The 19,622-nt window shown below is 59.7% G+C and carries 18 protein-coding genes; 2 read left to right on the forward strand and 16 right to left on the reverse strand.

From position 1 onward, the window contains the following. Positions 1 to 69 precede the first annotated feature (69 nt). Genes ACYVI2_RS22150 through ACYVI2_RS22170 form a run of 5 tightly spaced genes read right to left on the reverse strand, consistent with a single transcriptional unit; the run spans position 70 to position 6,156 of the window. On the reverse strand, positions 70 to 1,371 hold the full coding sequence (locus tag ACYVI2_RS22150; RefSeq protein WP_415820076.1) for a four-carbon acid sugar kinase family protein: 1,302 nt from the start codon (positions 1,369 to 1,371) through the stop codon (positions 70 to 72). After that, positions 1,368 to 2,642, reverse strand: coding sequence for a ribulose-bisphosphate carboxylase large subunit family protein (locus ACYVI2_RS22155; RefSeq protein WP_415820075.1), 1,275 nt, complete (start codon positions 2,640 to 2,642; stop codon positions 1,368 to 1,370). The genes ACYVI2_RS22150 and ACYVI2_RS22155 overlap by 4 nt, the downstream gene beginning before the upstream one ends. Further along, positions 2,639 to 3,178 (reverse strand): VOC family protein, encoded by a 540-nt coding sequence (locus tag ACYVI2_RS22160; protein WP_415820074.1) that lies wholly within the window; start codon positions 3,176 to 3,178, stop codon positions 2,639 to 2,641. The genes ACYVI2_RS22155 and ACYVI2_RS22160 overlap by 4 nt, the downstream gene beginning before the upstream one ends. 45 nt (positions 3,179 to 3,223) lie before the next feature. Continuing rightward, positions 3,224 to 5,125: a TRAP transporter large permease gene (locus tag ACYVI2_RS22165; RefSeq protein ID WP_415820073.1), complete on the reverse strand. Its 1,902-nt coding sequence runs from the start codon at positions 5,123 to 5,125 to the stop codon at positions 3,224 to 3,226. Further along, positions 5,125 to 6,156, reverse strand: a complete 1,032-nt coding sequence (locus ACYVI2_RS22170) for a TRAP transporter substrate-binding protein (RefSeq protein ID WP_415820072.1) — start codon at positions 6,154 to 6,156, stop codon at positions 5,125 to 5,127. The genes ACYVI2_RS22165 and ACYVI2_RS22170 overlap by 1 nt, the downstream gene beginning before the upstream one ends. A 260-nt stretch (positions 6,157 to 6,416) precedes the next feature. Between ACYVI2_RS22170 and ACYVI2_RS22175 the strand changes: the two genes are divergently transcribed. Further along, complete coding sequence (locus tag ACYVI2_RS22175) at positions 6,417 to 7,475, forward strand: LacI family DNA-binding transcriptional regulator (RefSeq protein WP_415820071.1); 1,059 nt, start codon at positions 6,417 to 6,419, stop codon at positions 7,473 to 7,475. Positions 7,476 to 7,599: 124 nt separating this feature from the next. On the opposite strand, the gene ACYVI2_RS22180 is transcribed toward ACYVI2_RS22175, so the two are convergent. From ACYVI2_RS22180 to ACYVI2_RS22215, 8 genes are all read right to left on the reverse strand, one after another. After that, positions 7,600 to 8,529 (reverse strand): LysR family transcriptional regulator, encoded by a 930-nt coding sequence (locus ACYVI2_RS22180; protein WP_415820109.1) that lies wholly within the window; start codon positions 8,527 to 8,529, stop codon positions 7,600 to 7,602. Positions 8,530 to 8,588: 59 nt separating this feature from the next. After that, positions 8,589 to 9,323 (reverse strand): amino acid ABC transporter ATP-binding protein, encoded by a 735-nt coding sequence (locus tag ACYVI2_RS22185; RefSeq protein ID WP_415820070.1) that lies wholly within the window; start codon positions 9,321 to 9,323, stop codon positions 8,589 to 8,591. 20 nt (positions 9,324 to 9,343) lie between these two features. Beyond that, positions 9,344 to 10,033 carry an amino acid ABC transporter permease gene (locus tag ACYVI2_RS22190; RefSeq protein ID WP_415805552.1) on the reverse strand — a complete coding sequence of 230 codons (690 nt, stop codon included), beginning with the start codon at positions 10,031 to 10,033 and terminating at the stop codon, positions 9,344 to 9,346. Next, positions 10,026 to 10,715, reverse strand: coding sequence for an amino acid ABC transporter permease (locus ACYVI2_RS22195; RefSeq protein WP_415820069.1), 690 nt, complete (start codon positions 10,713 to 10,715; stop codon positions 10,026 to 10,028). The genes ACYVI2_RS22190 and ACYVI2_RS22195 overlap by 8 nt, the downstream gene beginning before the upstream one ends. 114 nt (positions 10,716 to 10,829) lie before the next feature. Next, complete coding sequence (locus tag ACYVI2_RS22200; RefSeq protein WP_415820068.1) at positions 10,830 to 11,648, reverse strand: ABC transporter substrate-binding protein; 819 nt, start codon at positions 11,646 to 11,648, stop codon at positions 10,830 to 10,832. Positions 11,649 to 11,767: 119 nt separating this feature from the next. After that, positions 11,768 to 12,970, reverse strand: coding sequence for an aminotransferase class I/II-fold pyridoxal phosphate-dependent enzyme (locus ACYVI2_RS22205; protein WP_415820067.1), 1,203 nt, complete (start codon positions 12,968 to 12,970; stop codon positions 11,768 to 11,770). Continuing rightward, positions 12,970 to 13,647 (reverse strand): RraA family protein, encoded by a 678-nt coding sequence (locus tag ACYVI2_RS22210; protein WP_415820066.1) that lies wholly within the window; start codon positions 13,645 to 13,647, stop codon positions 12,970 to 12,972. The genes ACYVI2_RS22205 and ACYVI2_RS22210 overlap by 1 nt, the downstream gene beginning before the upstream one ends. Positions 13,648 to 13,862: 215 nt before the next feature. Then, complete coding sequence (locus ACYVI2_RS22215) at positions 13,863 to 14,540, reverse strand: ankyrin repeat domain-containing protein (protein ID WP_415820065.1); 678 nt, start codon at positions 14,538 to 14,540, stop codon at positions 13,863 to 13,865. Between the two features lie 125 nt (positions 14,541 to 14,665). Here ACYVI2_RS22215 and ACYVI2_RS22220 point away from each other — a divergent pair, with 125 nt between their 5' ends. Beyond that, entirely contained in the window at positions 14,666 to 15,553 is an 888-nt protein-coding gene (locus tag ACYVI2_RS22220) for a LysR family transcriptional regulator (RefSeq protein ID WP_415820064.1), read from the forward strand. Here the strand turns inward: ACYVI2_RS22220 and ACYVI2_RS22225 are convergent. From ACYVI2_RS22225 to ACYVI2_RS22235, 3 genes are all read right to left on the reverse strand, one after another. Continuing rightward, the gene (locus tag ACYVI2_RS22225) at positions 15,520 to 16,707 is read right to left on the reverse strand and encodes an amidohydrolase family protein (protein ID WP_415820063.1); all 1,188 of its coding nucleotides are present in this window, start codon (positions 16,705 to 16,707) and stop codon (positions 15,520 to 15,522) included. The genes ACYVI2_RS22220 and ACYVI2_RS22225 overlap by 34 nt on opposite strands. 325 nt (positions 16,708 to 17,032) lie before the next feature. After that, the gene (gene loiP / locus ACYVI2_RS22230; RefSeq protein WP_460490356.1) at positions 17,033 to 17,794 is read right to left on the reverse strand and encodes a M48 family metalloprotease; all 762 of its coding nucleotides are present in this window, start codon (positions 17,792 to 17,794) and stop codon (positions 17,033 to 17,035) included. A 579-nt stretch (positions 17,795 to 18,373) separates the two neighbouring features. Continuing rightward, on the reverse strand, positions 18,374 to 19,531 hold the full coding sequence (locus ACYVI2_RS22235; RefSeq protein ID WP_415820062.1) for a Fic family protein: 1,158 nt from the start codon (positions 19,529 to 19,531) through the stop codon (positions 18,374 to 18,376). Positions 19,532 to 19,622 lie beyond the last annotated feature (91 nt).

Raw genomic sequence — 19,622 nt, forward strand, 5'->3', positions numbered from 1 at the left:
AAACGGCACAAGTGCCGCAGCGAAGCGTGCACGCGACAAGCGTCATGGACACGCGACCGGCGAAACACGTTACGCGCCAAGTAGAAACCGCTCGAACAAATCTTCCGTGCCCATTTGCCCGCCTTTTAGCATGACTTCCATGCCGTCGAATTCAGGCACGTCGCTATGCAAGCGACACAGTGCTACGCCGGGTTGGACACGCGCGATGTGGGACAAGCCCCATGCGTCCAACGTCTGCATGGCAAGGCTGGAACTGTCTCCCCCTGCAACGCCCAGGCGCCTGACTGGAGTGCGGCGCAACACTGCATCTAATAGACGGCCACCTGCGCTAGCCAAGGCCTGGCTTTGTACGCCTGCGGTACGCTGGCCTTGAGCGTTGTCCATCCATGCGAGCACATGCTGGCCCTCGCGCAGCAGGTTGGCGAGTTCCGCCACCATGGCGGCCTGATAAACAGCATCCTCACTGGCCAGGCGTACCGGATCCAGACGGATTTTTCGATAGGAAGCAGCGGCCTGGACTTGTCTGGCCGTCATCGGCGATAGGCTGCCTGCCAATAACAACACCGGTCCTTGTGCCGCAGCAAAGGAATCGTGCGCCGCGTGTTTCTCGGCGCCACCCCATTGCGTTCCGAGTGCCTCGATCACACTGCTGGCGCCGACGGCCAGCAGGGACTCCGTCTCAGAGGCCTGCGCCAACACGGCGCCGATCGCATCCAGATGCCGAGACTCCGCAACATCGAACAGCACCGCATCCGCACCGTTATCCCATGCAGAGAACAAACGGGTGGCGATGGCATCAACGCCCAGCGCACACGTGCGCATGTCCACCCCCTCGACACGCCCCGCGCCCAGCGTCGCAAAATGACGCCGCAGATCGGCCTCATGCATGGGCGTAACCGGATGCTGGCTCATCGTGGGATGACGATCAATGCGATGAACCTCACCATCGGCGGCCGCGTACAGCTGCGCAAACACGCAGTACCTGCCCAGGCTGGGCTGGCCGCCGATAATAAACGGCTTGACCTGATCGACGGCCCTGCCCAATGTTTCCATGGCGACGGCGATATTGCCGACTTGCGGGGCACTGTCGAAAGTGGAGCACACCTTGTAGTGCACGACACGCGGCTTGAGCGTTTGAAAAAACTCGGCAACGGGCTGCAATTCGGCACGCATGGCATCGGGTGCCATTGCACGCGTAGCGCCCGCGATGCCTAGACAATCCAGCGGACCGACGCGTTGCAGTTGCGCCGCAGTCGGCACACCAAAGAACAACAGACTGCGCAAACCCATCCGCGTCGCCGTGGCCAGCGCGTCGGTAGCCCCTGTGAAATCATCGCCGTAATACGCCAGGCGAGGCGAGATGCCGCTCATTTTGATCCGAAAAACGCCAAGGCTCGGGCGAGCTCAGGTGCCTCGCGCGCATAGTCCGCCACATCCTCGCCTGCGCGTACAGCCTGCCAGGCCTGACGAATGCTCGTCACGCCCGCAGCCGGGCCGTCGGGATGCGCCAGAATGCCTCCGCCCGCCATGAACAACAGATCATCGCGGCCAATCGCAGCCCAGGTCGCCGGAACGGTACCCGCCCACTGCCCCGAAGAAAACGCCGGCATCACGACATCGTCTTGCGCCAATCCCTCTGCCAACGGGGTATAGCTATCGCGTGCGCCCGAGATGACTTCTTCGTCCGCCTGCGAGAATTTTCCCTGCAAACCATGCACATGCATGTGGTCCACGCCGGCCAAACGCCACAGCGTCTGGTAGGCCTGATAGCCAATGCCCAACAACGGATGCCGCGACAAGGCGCCAAATCCGTTGCGATGGCCATGCAAAGCCAACGGCGTATGACGGCGCAGGCTTTGAATAGCGGAATATCCGCAGGCATTCAAACTCGCCATCACGCACGTGCCGCCCTCGCGCTCGACCAGATCGGCGTGACGGCGCATTGCGTCGGTTTCGTCGGTGATGTTGAACGCCACCATGACTTTCTTGCCAGTGCGTTCGGCATGCTCTCGCACGACCCGCATCACGGCCGGCACACGTTGTGCCAACGGCGCATGCTCGGGGTCGGCGCATACTTCATCGTCCTTGATGAAATCGACGCCAGCCGCGCACAACTGCGCAACCAGTTCTGCAATCTGCGGCGCAGTCAATCCCACGTTCGGCTTGATGATCGTACCAACCAGCGCCCCTTGCGACACCCCGGTTGCACGGCGCGTACCGGCAATGCCGACACGCGGAAAATCGAATCGCTCGCGATACGACGCCGGGACATGCAACGTTTCCAGCCGCAGGCCCGTGACCTCGCCCAGATCGTATAGATTGCCCGCCACCGTGCTGGCCAGCGTGGGCAGATTTGCACCGATATTCGCCGGAGGAAAAGCAATATCGATGCGCGCGCGGCGCCATGGCCCGGGCTGACCGCGACGCTCCAGCCACGCATTGGGCAGACTGGGTGCATCGACCTCGTCCAACAATTGCACTGAAGTGACTGTCGCACGAGCACGCGCGCGCAAATCATCCGTCTCGCCCGCGACACGCGTAAACGTGCCGCTGGACTGTTCGCCCGCCATCACCTCGGCAACCGCCGCGGGATCCAGCGGTGTCTCGATGACATAGCTGGCCAGGATGCGGTCACCGCTCATTGGGCCCCCAGATTGGGAAACGGACGCACGGGATCGCTGCCGTCCCAGCCGTCCGCAGCCTCGCGGATTTGTTGGAACATGCGGCCTTTGGGGCCGGCGACTTCAGACAACTCGATCACCGTGCCGGGATGATATTCAGTGTCGAAATAAATGAAGCGGCCACGCTCGCCGACTTCGCCACTCATTTTGGGCTTGAACCCCTGGCGCAGCAGGCGTTCCAGATCGGCGTCGTAGTCTTCCGTCCAGTATGCGACGTGCTGCAGACCGGTACGGCCGGCTTGCAGAAAATCGCGGTACATCGACGGCACGTCGTTGCGCGTCTGGATCAACTCCACCTGCACAAAACCCGAGTTCGCCAAGGCCACCGAATTATGCGGCTCGTACGGTTTGCCGTCGTAGTGGTAATTCACGATAGGTACGCGCGGGTTGTAATACCAGGGGCCAACGCCCAGCGTCTTGCTCCAGTAATCCATAGCGGCCTCGATGTCAGGCACCACATAGCCCAACTGGCGGATCTGGCCGAGGAATCGGCTCATGACAATGCTCCCGTGCGAAATTGCGAAAGAAAGAAATGATCGGATTTACAGAAAACCGATAGAGATCCAGGGAATCGCGGCCACGAGCACCAAGCCCACCAGCAGCGCTGCCATATAGCCCCAGATCGGGCCGATCCCTTCGTTGGGATCGACTTTGCCCACCGCGCAGGCCCCGTAATAGCCCACACCGAACGGCGGAGCGAACAGACCCACGCCCATGGCCAGGATGACCACCATGGCGTACTGGACCTCGTGGATGCCGACTTCGCGCGCGATGGGGAACATCAATGGCCCGAACAGCACAATGGCCGGAATACCCTCGAGGACGCTGCCCAGCACGATGAATGCCACCAGCGACACCGCCATGAATGTGAATTTTCCGCCAGGCAGATTACCCATTGCCTGCGCCAGATCGTGGGCGAAACCCGATTGCGTCAGCGCCCAGGCCATCGCCGTCGCGCAGCCTATGATGAACAGAATCGCGCCCGACAAAGTCGCCGTCTCGATCAGAATGCCCGGCAGGCGTTTGAAATCAAACTGCCGATACAGCAGCAACCCCGCTACCACGGCATAGGCAATCCCGATGGTCGACACCTCGGTCGCCGTCGCCACACCCTCGACCACAGCCGCACGGATCACAAACGGCAGCGCCAATGCAGGCAAGGCCACGACAAAGGTCTTGCCGATCAATTTGCGCGACACACGCGGCACGCCGCTCAGGTCCTCATGACGATAGCGCCACCACACGATCACGCACAGCGCCAGGCCCAATACCAGCCCCGGCAGCATCCCACCGGTAAACAGGGCCGAAATCGATACGCCCGTCACCGAGCCGATCGTGATCAACACAATCGAGGGCGGAATCGTTTCTGTCTGCGCGCCCGTCGTCGACAGCAATGCAATCAAATCACCCGGCTTGGCGCCACGCTTTTTCATTTCAGGCAGAAGCACAGGCGCAATCGCCGCCATATCCGCCGTCTTGGAACCGGAGATCCCCGACACCAGATACATGCCGCCAATCAATACGTAGTTCAATCCGCCCCGCACATGGCCCAGCAGGCTCGACAGGAATTGCACCATCGCGCGAGCCATGCCGGTCATTTCAATCAACATCCCCAGCAGCACGAAAAGCGGCACGGCCAAGAGAATCAGATGCGACATGCCCTCGTCCAGACGTCCCACCATGACGAGCATGGGGGTACGCGTAGTCAAGGCGAGAAAACCAAAGGTCGCCAACGCGAACGAAAACGCAATCGGCACACCAGCGAACACGCAGGCCCCGACCACACCGGCAAAGAAGATCAACAGATTCAACTTGCCCAGCGTCATCAACCACGGCCCCGCCAACCAGAACACCGTCGCGATCGCGACAGCTGTCACCACCGCGGGCACGACCTGACGCGTATGCTCCGTGCGCAACAGACGCACGATGCAGACCAGCAACATCAGCAAGGTACCCGTGGGCAACGCACTGGCGCGCCACGCATTACTGATTTCCATCGCCGGGGTGACGATGATGGCCTCTTCGACCGCGTATTCCCAGGCATGCGGCATGAGCAGCACCAGAAACACCAGGGCCGCGGCCAACGCGAATATTTCCAGAAAAGCCCGTGTCTCGGGACGGCATTTGCTGACCAACGCGGTCATGCGCATATGCGCACCACGACGCAGCGCGATCACCGCGCCCAGCATCGACAGCCACAGGAACATGATCGCGGCAAGCTCATCGGTCCAGATGATGGGCTCGTGCAAGACATAACGGGCCACGACGCCCGACAGCAACACAGCGACCTCCAGCACTACCAACACGGCCGCCGGCCATTCGGACACCACACCCAGGGCGCGATCCAACCAGGCCAAGAGGCCATTGTTGGCGCGCGCGGACGCAGGTGCCGCCGCATGAGGATTCGATCCCCACACGGTCTTGCTATCGTGGCCCGCCTGCATCAGGACACCTTGCCGACGGAGGCTTCCAGCAAGGCCCACGCTTCGTCGCCGAACTTCTTCTTCCATTCGGCGTAGAAGCCGGCCTTGCGCAGTTGCTCGCGGAAACTGTCGGCCTCGGTGGTGTTGAACACCATGCCTTTTGCCGCGAGATCGGCCTGCAAGGTCTGGTTCAATTGCGCCAGATCGGCGCGCTGCTGCAGACCCGCCTCGTTGAATGCGTTGGTGTAGATCGCCTTCAGATCATCGGGCAGGCCACGCCAGGCACGGCCGTTGACCACCAAGTGGTAACCATCCCAGCTGTGGTTGGTCAGCGAGCAATATTTCTGCACTTCGTACAATTTTGCCGTCTGCAAGATCACCAGCGGGTTTTCCTGTGCATCCACGACCTTGGTCTGCAAGGCGGAATAGACCTCGCTGAACTGCAGGCTGGTGGGTGCGGCCTCCAGGGCCTTGAACATCGAGATCGCCATCGGGCTCACCGGTACGCGGATCTTGATACCGTCCAGATCGGCTGCCGTCTTGATGGGGCCGGCGCTGCTGGTCATCTGGCGGAACCCGTTATCCCACATCTTGTCCAGCGTATGCAGACCGACTTTGGCAAAGGCGGCACGCACGTGGTTGCCGAGTTGGCCGTCAACGGTTTTCCAGACTTCCTGATCGTTCGCAAATGCAAACCCCATGGCCGTGATCGCGCTGATCGGCGTCAGGGTAGCAATGACCATCGTGCCCGCGTTGAACATCTCGATACCGCCGCTGCGCACTTGCGCCAGCATATCGGTGTCGCCGCCCAACTGATTGTTGGGGAACACCCGTACTTCGAGGCGGCCGTTGCTTTCCTTGGCGATGCGGGCGGCGGCCTCTTGCGAACGGATGTTCAGCGGGTGACTGACCGGCAAGTTGTTGCCGTATTTGAATACGTACTCTGCCTGGGCGCTGCTGGCCAGACGCGGCATGCTGACCATGGCCGCCAGCGGCAAGCCCGCCAGGGTGCGCAACGCGCTGCGGCGCGTGAAAGACCTGTTATTCGTCATGACACTGTCTCCTGTGTACAAGCTTGCCGGCGTTACCGACGATGTTGGAAATCTCCAGACCGGTTATCCCGCGGCGGGGCCGGCGCCATTTATGTTCGTTATCTACGAGTGCGCGCTCTGCGGCGCCGCTATCGATAGGGTCGTAAGAATAGAAGCCCGCCTGCAAAATCCCAAGCACATTTTTTGATGGGTTTTGAGGTACTCATCAAGAATGCGTGTAAGGTATATCCCCTGTGTCCAGGCAGAAACGGAGAAACCCGGTGCCGCAGGCTTTACCTACCGTGATTGATATTGCGCGACTGGCGGGCGTATCCCCCGCGACGGTCGACCGTGCCCTGCATCATCGACCTGGCGTACGCCAGGCGACTCTGCAACGCGTCTTGAAAGCCGCGGCAGAGCTCAAATACCTGCCTCAGGCCGAGCTCTATGCCGCCATGGCGCCGCCACCGATGCGCCTGCTCTTTGTGCTGCCCAGCCGCAGCAGCCGGTTTCTGTGGATGCTGGGGGAATGGGTCAAGCACTCGCACGAGCATTGGGCGCCTTTCAACGTCAATTGCCGCGTGGCGCCTGTCGAGAGCTTCGACCCCGACGCCCTCACCCGTTTGTTGTTGCGTCGCGGTAAGCAAAGCGACGGCGTCGCATTTATGGCGCTCGAGCACCCAAAGGTCCGCGAGGCAGTCGCGGAGTTGAACGATCGGGGCATTCCCTGTGTCACGCTGGTTTCTGATCTCTCGCATTCCAAACGCAGCGCCTATGTGGGCCTGGACAATCGCGCTGCAGGCCGCACGGCGGCTCATTTGATCGGCCGCTTTCTGAGTCCGGCGCACGGCGCGTCCAATAGTCCGCAGCGTCGCGCCAAAGTGGCGCTGATCGCCGGTTCGCTGAACTATCGCGCGCACGAGGAACGCGAGGCCGGATTCCTGCATTTGTTCGCCGAGCAATATCCGGAGATGCGCGTCGTGGGACTACGCGAGGGCTATGACGATGCGCAGCTGAACTACCGGCAAACGCAGGCGCTCTTGAAAGAACATCCCGACCTGGCGGCGATCTACAACATCGGCAGCGGCGCCGAAGGCATCGGCCAGGCCATGAAAGAAGCCGGCCGCCAACACGAGATCGTATTCATCGGTCACGGCCTGACACCGGAAACGCGCGCGCTATTGATTGACGGCAGCATGGATGCGGTAATCAACCAGAGCCCATTGACCACCATCCTGAACAGCATCCGGATTTTTACGAACCTGCGCGATCACCGCAGTGTATTGTCGGGTGTGGAAGCCACGCGTACGGATGTGATTTTCAGGGAGAATTTGCCCTAGAAACACGATGGCCGGAGCAAGCCCCGATACTGGTGTGTCGGCATGTTCTGCGACCAGAAAGCAGCTCTCCCTCAGCGCAGAATGTACGCCAATCAGGGACGCGCACAACGGCAGCGAGGCCAGCTCAATCCTCGCGCTGCGGCACATGCGGCAAGAAAGCCCCCGCCACCTCGAACGCGCACTCCTGCCGGGCGATGTCAATCACCGTCGCCACGACAGGATTGACCAGGCTTTTCTTGTACACCGCGTAGTAATTGATGGTCGGCAAATCGGGCTGCACATCGAGTTGCCGCAACATGCCGCGCTCGACCAACGGCGCAAAATACGCGCCCGGCAGATAACTGATCCCCAGACCCAGCATCGTCAACTGCACCATCATGCCCAGGCTGTTGCACGTCAACACCCGCTTCACCGACAGGCCCTGCTCCGCAAACCACGCATCGTACAAATGCGACAGGGCAGAATTCGTCGGTTGGGAAATCACCGGATAAGGCGCCAGATCATGCGGCGTCAGCGGTGCCGATGCCGCAATGTCCAACTGTGGACTGGCCATCCAGACATTCGTCACAGCCCCCAGGTGAACGCAATCGTATTGATAGCTCCAGAATGGGCCGGGCATGATGGCCAGGTCCAACTGGTCCCGCTCCAGGCGTTCATACAGGGTGATCCCCCCATCGATCTCGGGCATGAGCTGCACGCGCGGATAGTGCTGCGTGATCTGACTGATCAGCCGGGCCAGCCAGGTCATGCCGACCAACTCGGTAACGCCCAGCCGCACGACGCCTTCGACACTGGCAGTATCGGCCATGCTTTGCACAATACGGCTGTTCAGTTCCAGCATCTCGCTCGCCAGATCGAACAGGCGACGGCCGTGCTGCGTGAGCGATAGCCGTTTCGCGCGCCGCTCGAACAAAGGTGCGCCCGTGAACGACTCAAGCTCTCCCACCCGTTTGGCCACGGCTGACTGAGTGGTGTGCAGCTTTTTGGACGATGCACTGAAGCTGCCAAGCTGCGCACTCCAATAGAACGCCTCGAGTTGCTTCAGGGTATACATTGCGGTGGGAGCCAGGTATCGGGAAACCGACACCTTACCACCCACCTCGGGCGGCGTGCTCATCCGCGCGGATGCAGAATATCGCTGAGAAAACGCTGCGCGCGCGGATGTTTCGGTGCGCTGAAGAACTGCTCCGGCGTCCCGCTCTCGAGGATCTCTCCGGCATCCATAAAAATCACGCGATCGCAGACATCACGGGCAAAGCCCATTTCGTGCGTGACGCACACCATGGTCATGCCGTCTTTAGCCAGTGATTTCATCACCTGCAGGACTTCGCCGACCATTTCCGGATCCAGTGCGCTGGTCGGCTCATCAAACAGCATGACCGGCGGTTGCAGCGCCAGCGCCCGGGCAATCGCCACACGCTGCTGCTGCCCGCCAGAAAGCGCGCCCGGGTACGCATCGATCTTGTGCGCCAGGCCGACGCGTTCCAACAACGCGTGTGCCAACTCAGCCGCTTGTTTGCGCGGGCGCTTTTGGATATTCAAGGGTGCGAACACCACGTTATCCAACACGCTCATATGCGGGAACAGATTGAACTGTTGGAACACGAAACCGATCTTTTGACGCAACCGATTGAGGTTGAGTCCCTTGGCATAGACATCCTGGCCGTCGACGCGGATAGTGCCCTTTTCGATGGGTTCCAATCGGTTGATCGTGCGGATCAGGGTCGACTTGCCGGACCCAGACGGACCGCAGACCACCACCACCTCGCCGCGCGCGACCTCCAGATCGACGTCTTTCAGCACATGGTGTGCGCCGTACCACTTGTTAATTTTTTCGAGCTTAATCATGAGAAAACGCCTTCAATACATTAGGCCATCGCGCGAGCGCGACGCACTCGCCGATCGAACCAATTCACACCACGGCTCAGGCTGAAACACACCAGGAAATACATGATCGCCAAAATGCCGAACACTTGCAGCGGCTTGGTCAGGACCAGGTTGTTCACCTGATTGGCCGCAAAGGTCAACTCGTTCACACTGATCACATAGCCCAGCGAGGTCTCCTTGATGGTCGAGACAAATTGACTCGTCATGCTGGGCAAGACGTTCACCAGCGCCTGGGGCAAGACGACCTTGCGCATCGTGGTCCAGTAGCCCACGCCCAGGGAACGGGACGCCTCTGTCTGTCCACGCGGAATCGCCTCGATCCCCGAACGCACGACCTCGGAGAGATACGCGCTCTCGTATAGCACCAGCGCGCACAGCAACGTCCAGAAACCGCTGACGACTTCGCCAGTCAATTTCGGAATGACGAAATAGGCCCAGAAAATCAGCATCAGCAGCGGCATGCCGCGCACCACGTTGACCAGCACGGCGCTGATGCGGCGCAGCCAGGCAAACGGACTGACACGTGCCAACGCGATCAGCAGCGCCAACGGCAACGACGCCGCCAAGCCACACACCGCCAGGATCAACGTCAGGGCCAGTCCGCCCAGCGGCCCGTTCGGATATTGCCCGACGAGAAACGTCGGCCAGTATTGTGCAATCACCTCAAGCATGCCGGCTCCTGCGGCCCGGCACGTAGCGGGCGTAAATATGTGAACCAATGAACATGATGCAGAACGAGCCCAGCAGATACATCGCCGTCGCGATCCCGAAGGTCGCAAACGTGCGATAGGTTTCGTTCTCGATTTCGCGGGCCTGATAGGTCAGCTCGACCACGCCGATCGCCATCGCCACACTGGTGTTCTTGAACAGCAGCAGCGCACGCCCGATCAGCGGCGGGATCGCAGCGCGCAGGGCCTGCGGCACGATTACGAATCGCATGCATTGCAGATAGCTGCAGCCCAACGCCCGTGCCGACTCGAACTGCGTCCCCGGAATAGAACGCAAACCGCTGCGGATGTCTTCGGCGATGTAGGCTGCCGATCCCAGCGCCAAGGCAATGGCCGCCAGCGACAACTCGGCATTATGCTCATACAGCCAATCGCGAACGCCCTCGGGCAATAATTCCGGCATACCGAAATACCAGAACAGCACCTGCACCAGCAGCGGCACGTTGCGGTGATATTCGACATAGGCATCGACGAACCAGCGGCATGGTGCCCAATCGGTCGTCCGGATCACCACCAACAGGACGGCAATCGTAAATGCCATGACCCAGGCAATCAGGAACAATTGCACGGTAGTCAGCATGCCATCGAGCAATTGATGTAGATAAATGGGTTCGAGAAAATCCATAAAACACTCTCTCAGAGAAACGCCGAGCGATCCATGGATGGATCACAACACGCTCACACAGACGCAGGCGCGGGCCGCACATGATGTGCGGCCCGCTCATTGCAAAACAGCAGATCAACCCGCGATCGGGCCGACCTTGAAATCGCGTTTGAGCTTGTACGGCGTTTCTGGTCCGAACCATTTGTCGAACAGCTTGGCGGCGTCGCCCGAGGTCTCGGCGTCGTTGAGCGCTTGATTTACTGCTTCCAGCAAACGGGTCTCGGATTTTTTGATACCCAGGCCCCACGACTCACTGAACACGGGTTTTTCGATCACGCGCACGGGCGAAGTCGGCGGGCTTTGCAGGACCAGGCGGGCCAACACCAATTCCGAGGCAAACTGCGCATCGACTTTCTTTTGCTGCAAGGCCAGGTACGCGGCCGAGCTGTCGCTAAAACCCAGGACCTTGGATTTCTCCATGATGCGCTTGATCTCGCGTTCCGAGCTGGAACCCTTGGTGGCGGCGATGCGGCGGCCGTTGACAGATTCGATCGTGTCGTAGTCCGAGTCGGCGCGGACCAGCAATTTTTGCGGGCTGACGTAATAGGCGTTGCTGAACGCGATCTGCTCGGCGCGCTCGGGCGAATAACCCAGATTGGCCGCCAGAATATCGACTCGGCCTTCGCTCAGCTCAGGCACGCGCGCAGCAACCGACAACAGCTTGTATTGCACCTTCACGCCCAGCTTGTCGGCAACGAGCTTGCAGACGTCCACGTCGTAGCCGACCAGTTGACGCGTCGAGACGTCCTGGAAACTGAACGGCTGCGACGTGCCCAACGTACCGCACAAGAGCTCGCCCTTGGCTTTGATATCGTCGAGCTGATCAGCCTGTGCCGAAACACCGGCCAAGGTAGCGCACGCCAGGCATGCGGCCATAATGGTTTTGCGTATCATCGATTGCCCCTTTTGGTCATTTAGTCGTGGTGAAAAAATTCCGATATGGATGAATGTCCAAGCGCTGCGTGGCCTCATACGTTGACGTCCACGCAGCGCTCGAGCGCCATCCTCTCGGATCAAGCAAGCTTTTCGCAGGCGGTGCGAATCGCCGAGCAGCCCTCGCGGATATCATCCAGCGACGCCGCAAAAGATAGACGGAACGTGCCCGGTGCGCCGTAGGCATTGCCATCGATCACAGCGACGCCCGCCTCGCGCAGCAAATAATGCGTCAAATCCGTATCCGTGTTGATCACGTCGCCGGCCGGCGTGCGCTTGCCCAGCAGCCCTTGGCAATCCGGAAAGACGTAGAACGCCCCTTGCGGCTCAACAATCTGCAGGCCTCGTGTTCCAGCCAGCGCCGCCATGGCCGTATCGCGACGTTCGCGAAACACCTTTGCGAACTCAGCGACACAGTCCTGCGGACCAGCCAACGCCTCCAGTGCAGCCGCCTGGCTGACTGACGATGCGCCCGACGTGCTTTGCGACTGCAGAATCGCCATCGCCTTGATCAACTCATCAGGCCCCGCACCATAACCGATACGCCAGCCGGTCATCGCATAGGCCTTGGACACGCCATTGACGACCAGGGTGCGATCGGTGAGCTCCGGCGCGACTTGCAGCGGATGCACGGTGGCCTCGCCGGAGAAATTCAGGCGGGCATAGATGTCGTCCGTCATCAGCCACACGTGCGGATGACGCACCAACACGTCAGCCAGTGCACGCAACTCATCAGCGCGATACACGGCGCCGGTCGGATTGCTCGGCGCATTCATCATCAGCCATTTGGTGCGTGGCGTGATGGCGCGCTCCAGGGCCTCGGGCGTCAGTTTGTAATCGGTTTCCGGCCTCGTCGGCACGGCGACCGGCACACCGCCGTTGACCAGCACCATATCCGGATATGACACCCAGAACGGTGCGGGGATGATGACCTCGTCACCGTCGTTCAAGGTGGCCGCCAGGCCGTTGAAAATCACCTGCTTGGCGCCCGTGCTGACGATGATGCGCGAGGCCGGGTATTCGACGCCCGTTTCTTCCTGCAGACGTACGCTGGCGGCTTTGCGCAGCGCGACCGTGCCTTGGGCTGGCGGGTATTTGGTTTCACCGCGATTCATCGCGGCTGTCGCCGCCTGGCGAATATGCTCGGGCGTCATGAAGTCCGGCTCGCCCACGGTCAGGTCAATGACGCGGCGGCCTTGTTCGCGCAGCTCGGCAATGATGGCGCGGGCCGCCACGCTGGGCGAGAGTTTGATGCGCTTGATCTTGTCGGCGATGATGCTCATTACGCCTCCCCCGATTTCTGCGCGATGATGCGGTCGACCCAGGGCTTGGTGTAGGTGCCGGCGTTCAGTTTTTCTTTGATGGCGGCCTCGTCGGCTTCTTTTTTCAGTGCCAGGGCCAGGACGGCCTCGGCGTGCTCGGCCGGAATCACGACCACGCCATCGGCATCGCCCACCACCACATCGCCGGGGAATACGACCTGGCCGCCGACCGACACGGGCACGTTGATCTCGCCGGGGCCTTCTTTGTAGGGGCCACGGTGCGTCACGCCGCGCGCAAAGCAACCGAAATCCTCTTGAGCGAACACGTCGGCATCCCGCACCGCGCCGTCAATCACGAACCCCACCACGCCACGCGTGCGGGCGTCCATCATCATCAATTCGCCCACCAGCGCGTTGTTGGTATCGCCGCCGCCGTCGACCACAATCACTTCGCCAGTCTCGGCGAGCGAAATCGCCTTGTGGATCATCAGGTTGTCGCCAGGGCGAGCCTTGACCGTCAACGCACGGCCCACGATACGGCGCGCTTGCGCGTGCAAGGGACGCAGCCCGGCCACGCCGTACAAGCGATTCATGCAATCGCTGATCTGCGCCGAACCAACCGTCGCAAAACCGGCCAAGACGTTAGGGGAAACGGCCGATTCAGGCCGGGGAAGAACGCGATATCCGATAAGACTCATGGGCTTTGGCAATGAATGCGTAAAAAACTGGAAGAAAACCAGCCCGCATTACAAACCCTAGGCTTCCAATCCTCAAAACGATATAAATTCGGCCAAATTCACGAAAAAATTTCGTGGATCGGATTATAGCTGGGCAGCCCCGGGCCGCGTCCGGACGTGCCCCCTCAACACAGCGACGATTGCGCTGACCGGCCCGCGGGCCGCAATGAGACACGCTAGGGCTTCGCGCCCGCGACTGTCAGTATCCGCGCGATCTCCTCGTACCCGTGCTGTCGCGCATGAGCCAGCGGTGTCACGCCACGGCCGTCCGGCAGATTGACATCCGCCCCCGCCTGCACCAGCGCCTGCACGATCTGCACATGCCTGGACCCACCATCGCCCAGGATGATGGCCTCGAGCAATGCGGTCCAACCCAGGCGATTGACATGGTCCACGTCCACCCCGGCTTTGATCAATCGGCGCACGGTCTCGACATGTCCGCGTTCAGCGGCGGGAATCAGCGCCGTGCCGCCATACCGGTTGGTGCTTTTCAGGTCTGCGCCATGTGTCAGGGTCATCTCCAGGATCTCATTCAGGCCGCGGGCGCCTGCATATAGATACGCACTATCCTGAATCGCATCCTTGGCATTGACGTCCGCGCCGGCATCGATCAATGCCCGGGCCGCCGCGATGTTGTTCTGGTGCGTGGCGACGAGTAAAGCGGTGCGTCCCCGTTCATCCCGTGCCTCCAGAACCGCGCCCTGTGCGAGCAAGGCCTGGATATCGGCGGCATCGCCAGACGCAGCCGTGTGCAGTAATTGACGATTCAAGGGGCTCTCCTCAGCGAAACTGCCCGCACCCATCCACGTTGCCATAAAGCAAGCGACGCAAATTGCAAAACGTTTGAACAGCATTGTTTATCTCCATCGACCCGGAAAGCCGGTGGCAACCAGGTTTTGAAGGTGCCGTACCCATAGTTGTCAGGCTTTCCACGACCATGATAAAAGCCAATCATCACATTAAAAAATTAAATATTAGAATGCCTATCAGTCCGAAATCGAATAACGTACTTTTCGAACTGGATTTGCTGAAAGCCATGGTCGCCGTCGTCGAGTGCGGCAGTTTCACGACGGCGGCGACACGGCTGCATTCCACGCAATCCACGGTCAGTCAAAAAATACGCCGCCTGGAGGACCTGGCCGGCCATACCCTGCTCGATCGCGGCAATCGCGACGTGCGCCCGACCGAGGCCGGGCATGTGTTGTTGCGATATGCTCGGCAGATGTTGGCTGCGAATGAGCAACTGGCCGAGGCGTTGTCCGGGGCAATGGTGGCCATCACGGTGCGGCTGGGCCTTCCTGAAGATTTCGCCACCGGCCCCATTACGAAGGCCTTTTCGAGCTTTAGCCAGCACTACCCACACGTCAAACTGGAAGTCACCAGCGGCCTGAGCCGCGATTTGTATCACGGCTACGAGCAAGGCGAACTGGACCTCGTGCTGGTCAAACAACGCCGGCATAGCCGCGCGGCCGTCACGTGCCGTCCGGAAAAACTGGTGTGGATCGACAGTGCACGGCATCCCTGCCTGAAACAGGATCCCATTCCGCTGGTCACTTTTCCGCAGCGAGGGCTGTATCGTGACGAGATGATCCAGGCACTGGAAACGATCGGGCGACGGTGGCGCATCAGCTTTACGAGTTCGAGCCTGGCGGGCATCCAGGAGGCCGTCGCCAACGGCATGGGCATCAGTCTGCTGCCGCGCCGCGCAGCGTCAAAGAATCACCAGATACTGACGCGGCGCAGCGGCTTGCCCGAGATTGATGCCTACGAAATGGGCATTTTTTATCGTTCCTCTGCGAATCAGGCGATCCGCGAACTCGCCGATGTGCTGGTTCAGTTGCTGGATCGTTCGGAGGCCAAATCCTGAACACGGCCTTTACGTATCACGCGACGCTCGGTGGGCACACTGGCCACGGCAGCAGCCGCATTGGGCGCCTTTACCGCCACGAATGTTGCCTCGTTTCCGATTGCCAATCCATAGCCGCCCAGGCCCAGCACGGCCGCCCCGGCCGACGAAACCAGGTGCAGTGCCGTGTGCAACGACTCGTCGGTATAGAACCCCGAGCGATACCCCACCAGCATGGCCCGCTGCAACATGTCGCCCGTGCCATACGGCCACCAGGCATCCTGAATGTTGTCATTCCCGGAGAACACGTTCACCCCGGCCTCGCGCAAACGCAGCACCGGCGGAAACGCTCGATTGCCCGGCGCGTTCGTCATGATGGCGACCCCCGCATCGGCCAATGCCGCCGCAATGCGATCCAATACCTCTGGCGTCACATCGCCCAGACTATAGGCGTGGCTGACCGCGACACGGCCCCCGAGCCCTGCCGCACGCGTACGGGCCGCAATGCGGTGCAGTTGCTCTACGCCCTGCAGTCCTGCCTCGTGCAGATGGATGTCGATTTTCACGCCATGTTTCTCGGCAATCCCGAACACCGCGTCCAACTGCCCGTCCGCATCGCCATCCAGCGTCGTGGGATCGATACCGCCGACGACATCGACGCCTGCGCGTGCGGCGGCCTCGAGGATCTGCACCGTACCCGGACAGGACATGACGCCAGCCTGAGGAAACGCCACCAGCTCTATATGCATGCGGTCGCGCCATTGCTCGCGTACCTGCATGATGGTGTGCAGATTTTCCAATCCTGTTGTCGCATCGACATCCACATGGCTGCGCATGGCGACCGTGCCAAAGGCAGCGGCTTGTGCGAGCAACGCCTGCGCACGCTCGCCCATCGGCTTTGCTTGCGCCAACGCCTGCTTTTCGAATGCCAAACGTTCACGCAGGCTGTTCGCGGTCTGATGTGGATGCCAAACGTCGCCGACAAAACTCTTGTCCAGGTGAATATGCCCATCGACAAAACCCGGCAGCACCACCCAGCCTTGTAGATCAACGACGTCTGCGCCCTCCACCACCGGTACATCCGGCCCCATGCCGGCGATATTGCCATCCGCGACAGCGATGCGCAGCGTGCTGCCATCGGCGGCAGCGGCATTAATGAATACACGTTCGATCATTGCAGAATCCTGATGGGTGAGCAGACGGGAGGCTTTTAATTATCGAATACCTCAGGCCAGCCAAGTTTTCACGATAGCGCCACCCACCAGGCATCGACAAGTTAAATGTCTGAATGCCATTCATTCGATTTATAAATAGCTCTGTAGGAGCGAACGGGATTCACCAGGATAACCCGCACACCATCCTCGTTGTTGAGTGACAGGATGGCAGAAAGCATTGAGCCGGTGTCCGCACTTGGCGAACCCCGGCTCAAAAAGTTTCGATGAATACCGGACTCATAAGTCCGGTATTCACCAAACCAGCACTATTGCGAGATAGCTTGGCTTACTTGCTGGCGTCGATACGAGCCTGCATGCGCGCCGCGCGATCCGGCGAGGACGGGTGCGAGCTGAACATGCTGCTCTCGCCGCCGTCGAGCTTGGCCAGCTTCTGGAACGCCGTCACCAGGCCTTCGCGCTTCATCTTTTTCTCGGTCAGCAGATCGAACGAGTAATCGTCGGCGTCCGACTCTTGCGATTGCGAGAACTGTGCATTGATGAACGACTCGGTCAGGTCGCCCAATTGCGAAGAGTTCAACGCGGTCGCGATGTTGTTGCCCGAGGCGTTAGCGGCGTCACGCGCAGCAGCGACAGTGTAAGCAGTCTGCATGGCTTTCTTGGAGTGACCCAGAGCGACGTGGCCCATTTCGTGGCCAATCACGCCACGCAGTTCGTCGTCGGTCATCAGGTCCATCAGGCCGCTGTACACGCGCACGCAACCGTTGCCCATGGCCCAGGCGTTGACGTCTTCGGTCAGGTAGACCTTGTAGTTGACCTTTTGGCCGTTCAACGTCATGTTGCCAAAGCCCTTCATGACCTTTGTCAGACGCTTGCTGTATTTGTTGCCAGCCGGAGCGACTTTGGAGGTCTGATCGCTCTCTTTGCACGAGGCATCGGACAACTGCACGATCTGCGCGTCAGTCAGGGTGGCAGCCGAGTACAGATTAGAGCCAGCCGACATGGCGCTATCGAGATTCATGCCGCTGCAACCAGCCAAAAACACGCTGGCAGCCAACGCCGTAGCTATAAATTTGGTTTTGCTTTTCATTTTCCGAGATCCTCTTCTCACTGGGCACATTATGTGGAACGTCGTTGCTTTTTCTCGGTACGCCGCTCTCCCGTCCCTTGGCGCAGACGCGTGCCGGCAATTGCCAGCCTGGACCGATTAAAAATTCGCAGGCTCGACTGTAATGACAAGTGTCTGATCGTTAGGTGTTATACGTTTTCGAAATGCAACCAAAAACTTAACGTTATATGGCATGAGGTGACAAAAAAAGCTGCTCGCTGCTCGTATCAGTCCAGCTCCCTCATGGAACAGATTCGTTGGGAATTCATAGGCATGCTGGTTTGGCTTATCGTCGACGGGCGTTAACTCGGCCCGAGAAAAACCTACATGATCACCTAGCACACAATGTAACCAAACATGCCAATTTAATGTTGGCTTCAGGGGCCACGCGGGCAAATAGCCCTCCTGCGTCCCGCTGCCATACGCTCCTGCACAATGAAACCCAATCCTTGATACCAAGCATCACTATTAAAGGTTAGAAAATATATCCTTTAATAGAACTAACACTATTAAAGGATCGCGTTATCTACTTCGCACATTCATTTCGCAAGCATCCTATTTTTATACCCGTGCCAGACCAGGGGCAGAGCGCGTCTGCCGCTCTACTTCGAGTAGTACCCCATCCAAGCCGGTGTACAGCGCGTTCATGACCTCGTGCGCGTGAAAAACTCGATCGCGACGCTGGGTCTGGTCCATTTTGCGCAAAATATCAAAACGGACCAACTCGTCTATAGCGGTATTAGCAGCAGGGAACGTGACGCCCAGACGTTGTGCAATGGCCCTCACCGTCACGACGGGCTGCCCCAACAGCAGGTCGATCACTTTCCAGATAGCCGCGTCGCGCCGCTTGCCAGCTGCCGCGAGCAAGCCTTTCCAGCGCGTTTGAATTGCCCGCAATACGCTGAAAAGCCGCACGGTATGGCGACAAGACGCGATCACGCATTCCAAAAACAACGTGAGCCATGGTGCCCAGTTCAAACGTTTCTGTGCTTGCTCCAACGCGCGGTAGTAGTCTTGTTTACGCACCTTCAGGAAAGTGGCCAAATGCAGGGGAGGCTCGCCGTCTGCTTTGAACATCAGAGGCAATAACAACCGACCCGTGCGGCCATTGCCATCCTTGAATGGATGTATCGCCTCAAACTGCACATGAGCGATCGCAGCCCTCATCAAGATCGAGACCATGGCTGGGCCTTCGGGCTCATATTGAAAGAGCCTCTCCAGATCCGCCATAAGCCGTGGCACCTCTGCAGGAGGTGGAGGAACGTAGGTAGCCGTTTCGATCGCGAATCCACCAATCCAGTTCTGGATTTCGCGCCAATGCCCTGGCGCAGCCTGCCCGTCACCCGCCATCAGCAGGCGATGCAGATCAAGTATCAATTTCTGGTTCAGAGCTGTCGGGCCAAGTTGATCAATTTGCTCTGCGCCGTATGCGAAAGCGTGCACGTAGCCCAGAGTCATATCTGCATCGGCGTCAGATTGCGCCTGGTCCGTGTTCTCGTTGATCTCGTGGATCAATAAACCGTCAAAGCTGGTACGTGTGCCCTCGATCTGGCTACTATCAACCGCCTCCCTGCGATTAAGCATATGGAGTAACAAGTCCGCGTAGGCCTGGTTGTCTGCAATGACCTCTCGGAGTACATCCAACTCTCGCCTGGCCAGCAGAATCAGGGCATGGCAGGACGGCACGTCGATAAAAGTGGGAACGGGAAGAGGAACCACAGCGAAACACCCTGATTTTTCAGGGATAGGAACACACGTCGCTCGCAACTGAGGGGGTAGATCGCTTTTTCGCATTGGAGCGCTATCCTTT

It is taken from the genome of Bordetella tumbae, from assembly GCF_054780995.1.

Coding starts and splice junctions, on each gene's coding strand:
- ACYVI2_RS22200 (WP_415820068.1), bottom strand. CDS start 11,648: ATGATACGCAAAACCATTATGGCCGCATGCCTGGCGTGCGCTACCTTG.
- ACYVI2_RS22220 (WP_415820064.1), top strand. CDS start 14,666: ATGCCTATCAGTCCGAAATCGAATAACGTACTTTTCGAACTGGATTTG.
- ACYVI2_RS22150 (WP_415820076.1), bottom strand. CDS start 1,371: ATGAGCGGCATCTCGCCTCGCCTGGCGTATTACGGCGATGATTTCACA.
- ACYVI2_RS22170 (WP_415820072.1), bottom strand. CDS start 6,156: ATGACGAATAACAGGTCTTTCACGCGCCGCAGCGCGTTGCGCACCCTG.
- ACYVI2_RS22165 (WP_415820073.1), bottom strand. CDS start 5,125: ATGCAGGCGGGCCACGATAGCAAGACCGTGTGGGGATCGAATCCTCAT.
- ACYVI2_RS22185 (WP_415820070.1), bottom strand. CDS start 9,323: ATGATTAAGCTCGAAAAAATTAACAAGTGGTACGGCGCACACCATGTG.
- ACYVI2_RS22155 (WP_415820075.1), bottom strand. CDS start 2,642: ATGAGCGGTGACCGCATCCTGGCCAGCTATGTCATCGAGACACCGCTG.
- ACYVI2_RS22160 (WP_415820074.1), bottom strand. CDS start 3,178: ATGAGCCGATTCCTCGGCCAGATCCGCCAGTTGGGCTATGTGGTGCCT.
- loiP (WP_460490356.1), bottom strand. CDS start 17,794: ATGAAAAGCAAAACCAAATTTATAGCTACGGCGTTGGCTGCCAGCGTG.
- ACYVI2_RS22205 (WP_415820067.1), bottom strand. CDS start 12,970: ATGAGCATCATCGCCGACAAGATCAAGCGCATCAAACTCTCGCCCAGC.
- ACYVI2_RS22180 (WP_415820109.1), bottom strand. CDS start 8,529: ATGTATACCCTGAAGCAACTCGAGGCGTTCTATTGGAGTGCGCAGCTT.
- ACYVI2_RS22210 (WP_415820066.1), bottom strand. CDS start 13,647: ATGAGTCTTATCGGATATCGCGTTCTTCCCCGGCCTGAATCGGCCGTT.
- ACYVI2_RS22225 (WP_415820063.1), bottom strand. CDS start 16,707: ATGATCGAACGTGTATTCATTAATGCCGCTGCCGCCGATGGCAGCACG.
- ACYVI2_RS22190 (WP_415805552.1), bottom strand. CDS start 10,033: ATGCTTGAGGTGATTGCACAATACTGGCCGACGTTTCTCGTCGGGCAA.
- ACYVI2_RS22215 (WP_415820065.1), bottom strand. CDS start 14,540: ATGCTGTTCAAACGTTTTGCAATTTGCGTCGCTTGCTTTATGGCAACG.
- ACYVI2_RS22195 (WP_415820069.1), bottom strand. CDS start 10,715: ATGGATTTTCTCGAACCCATTTATCTACATCAATTGCTCGATGGCATG.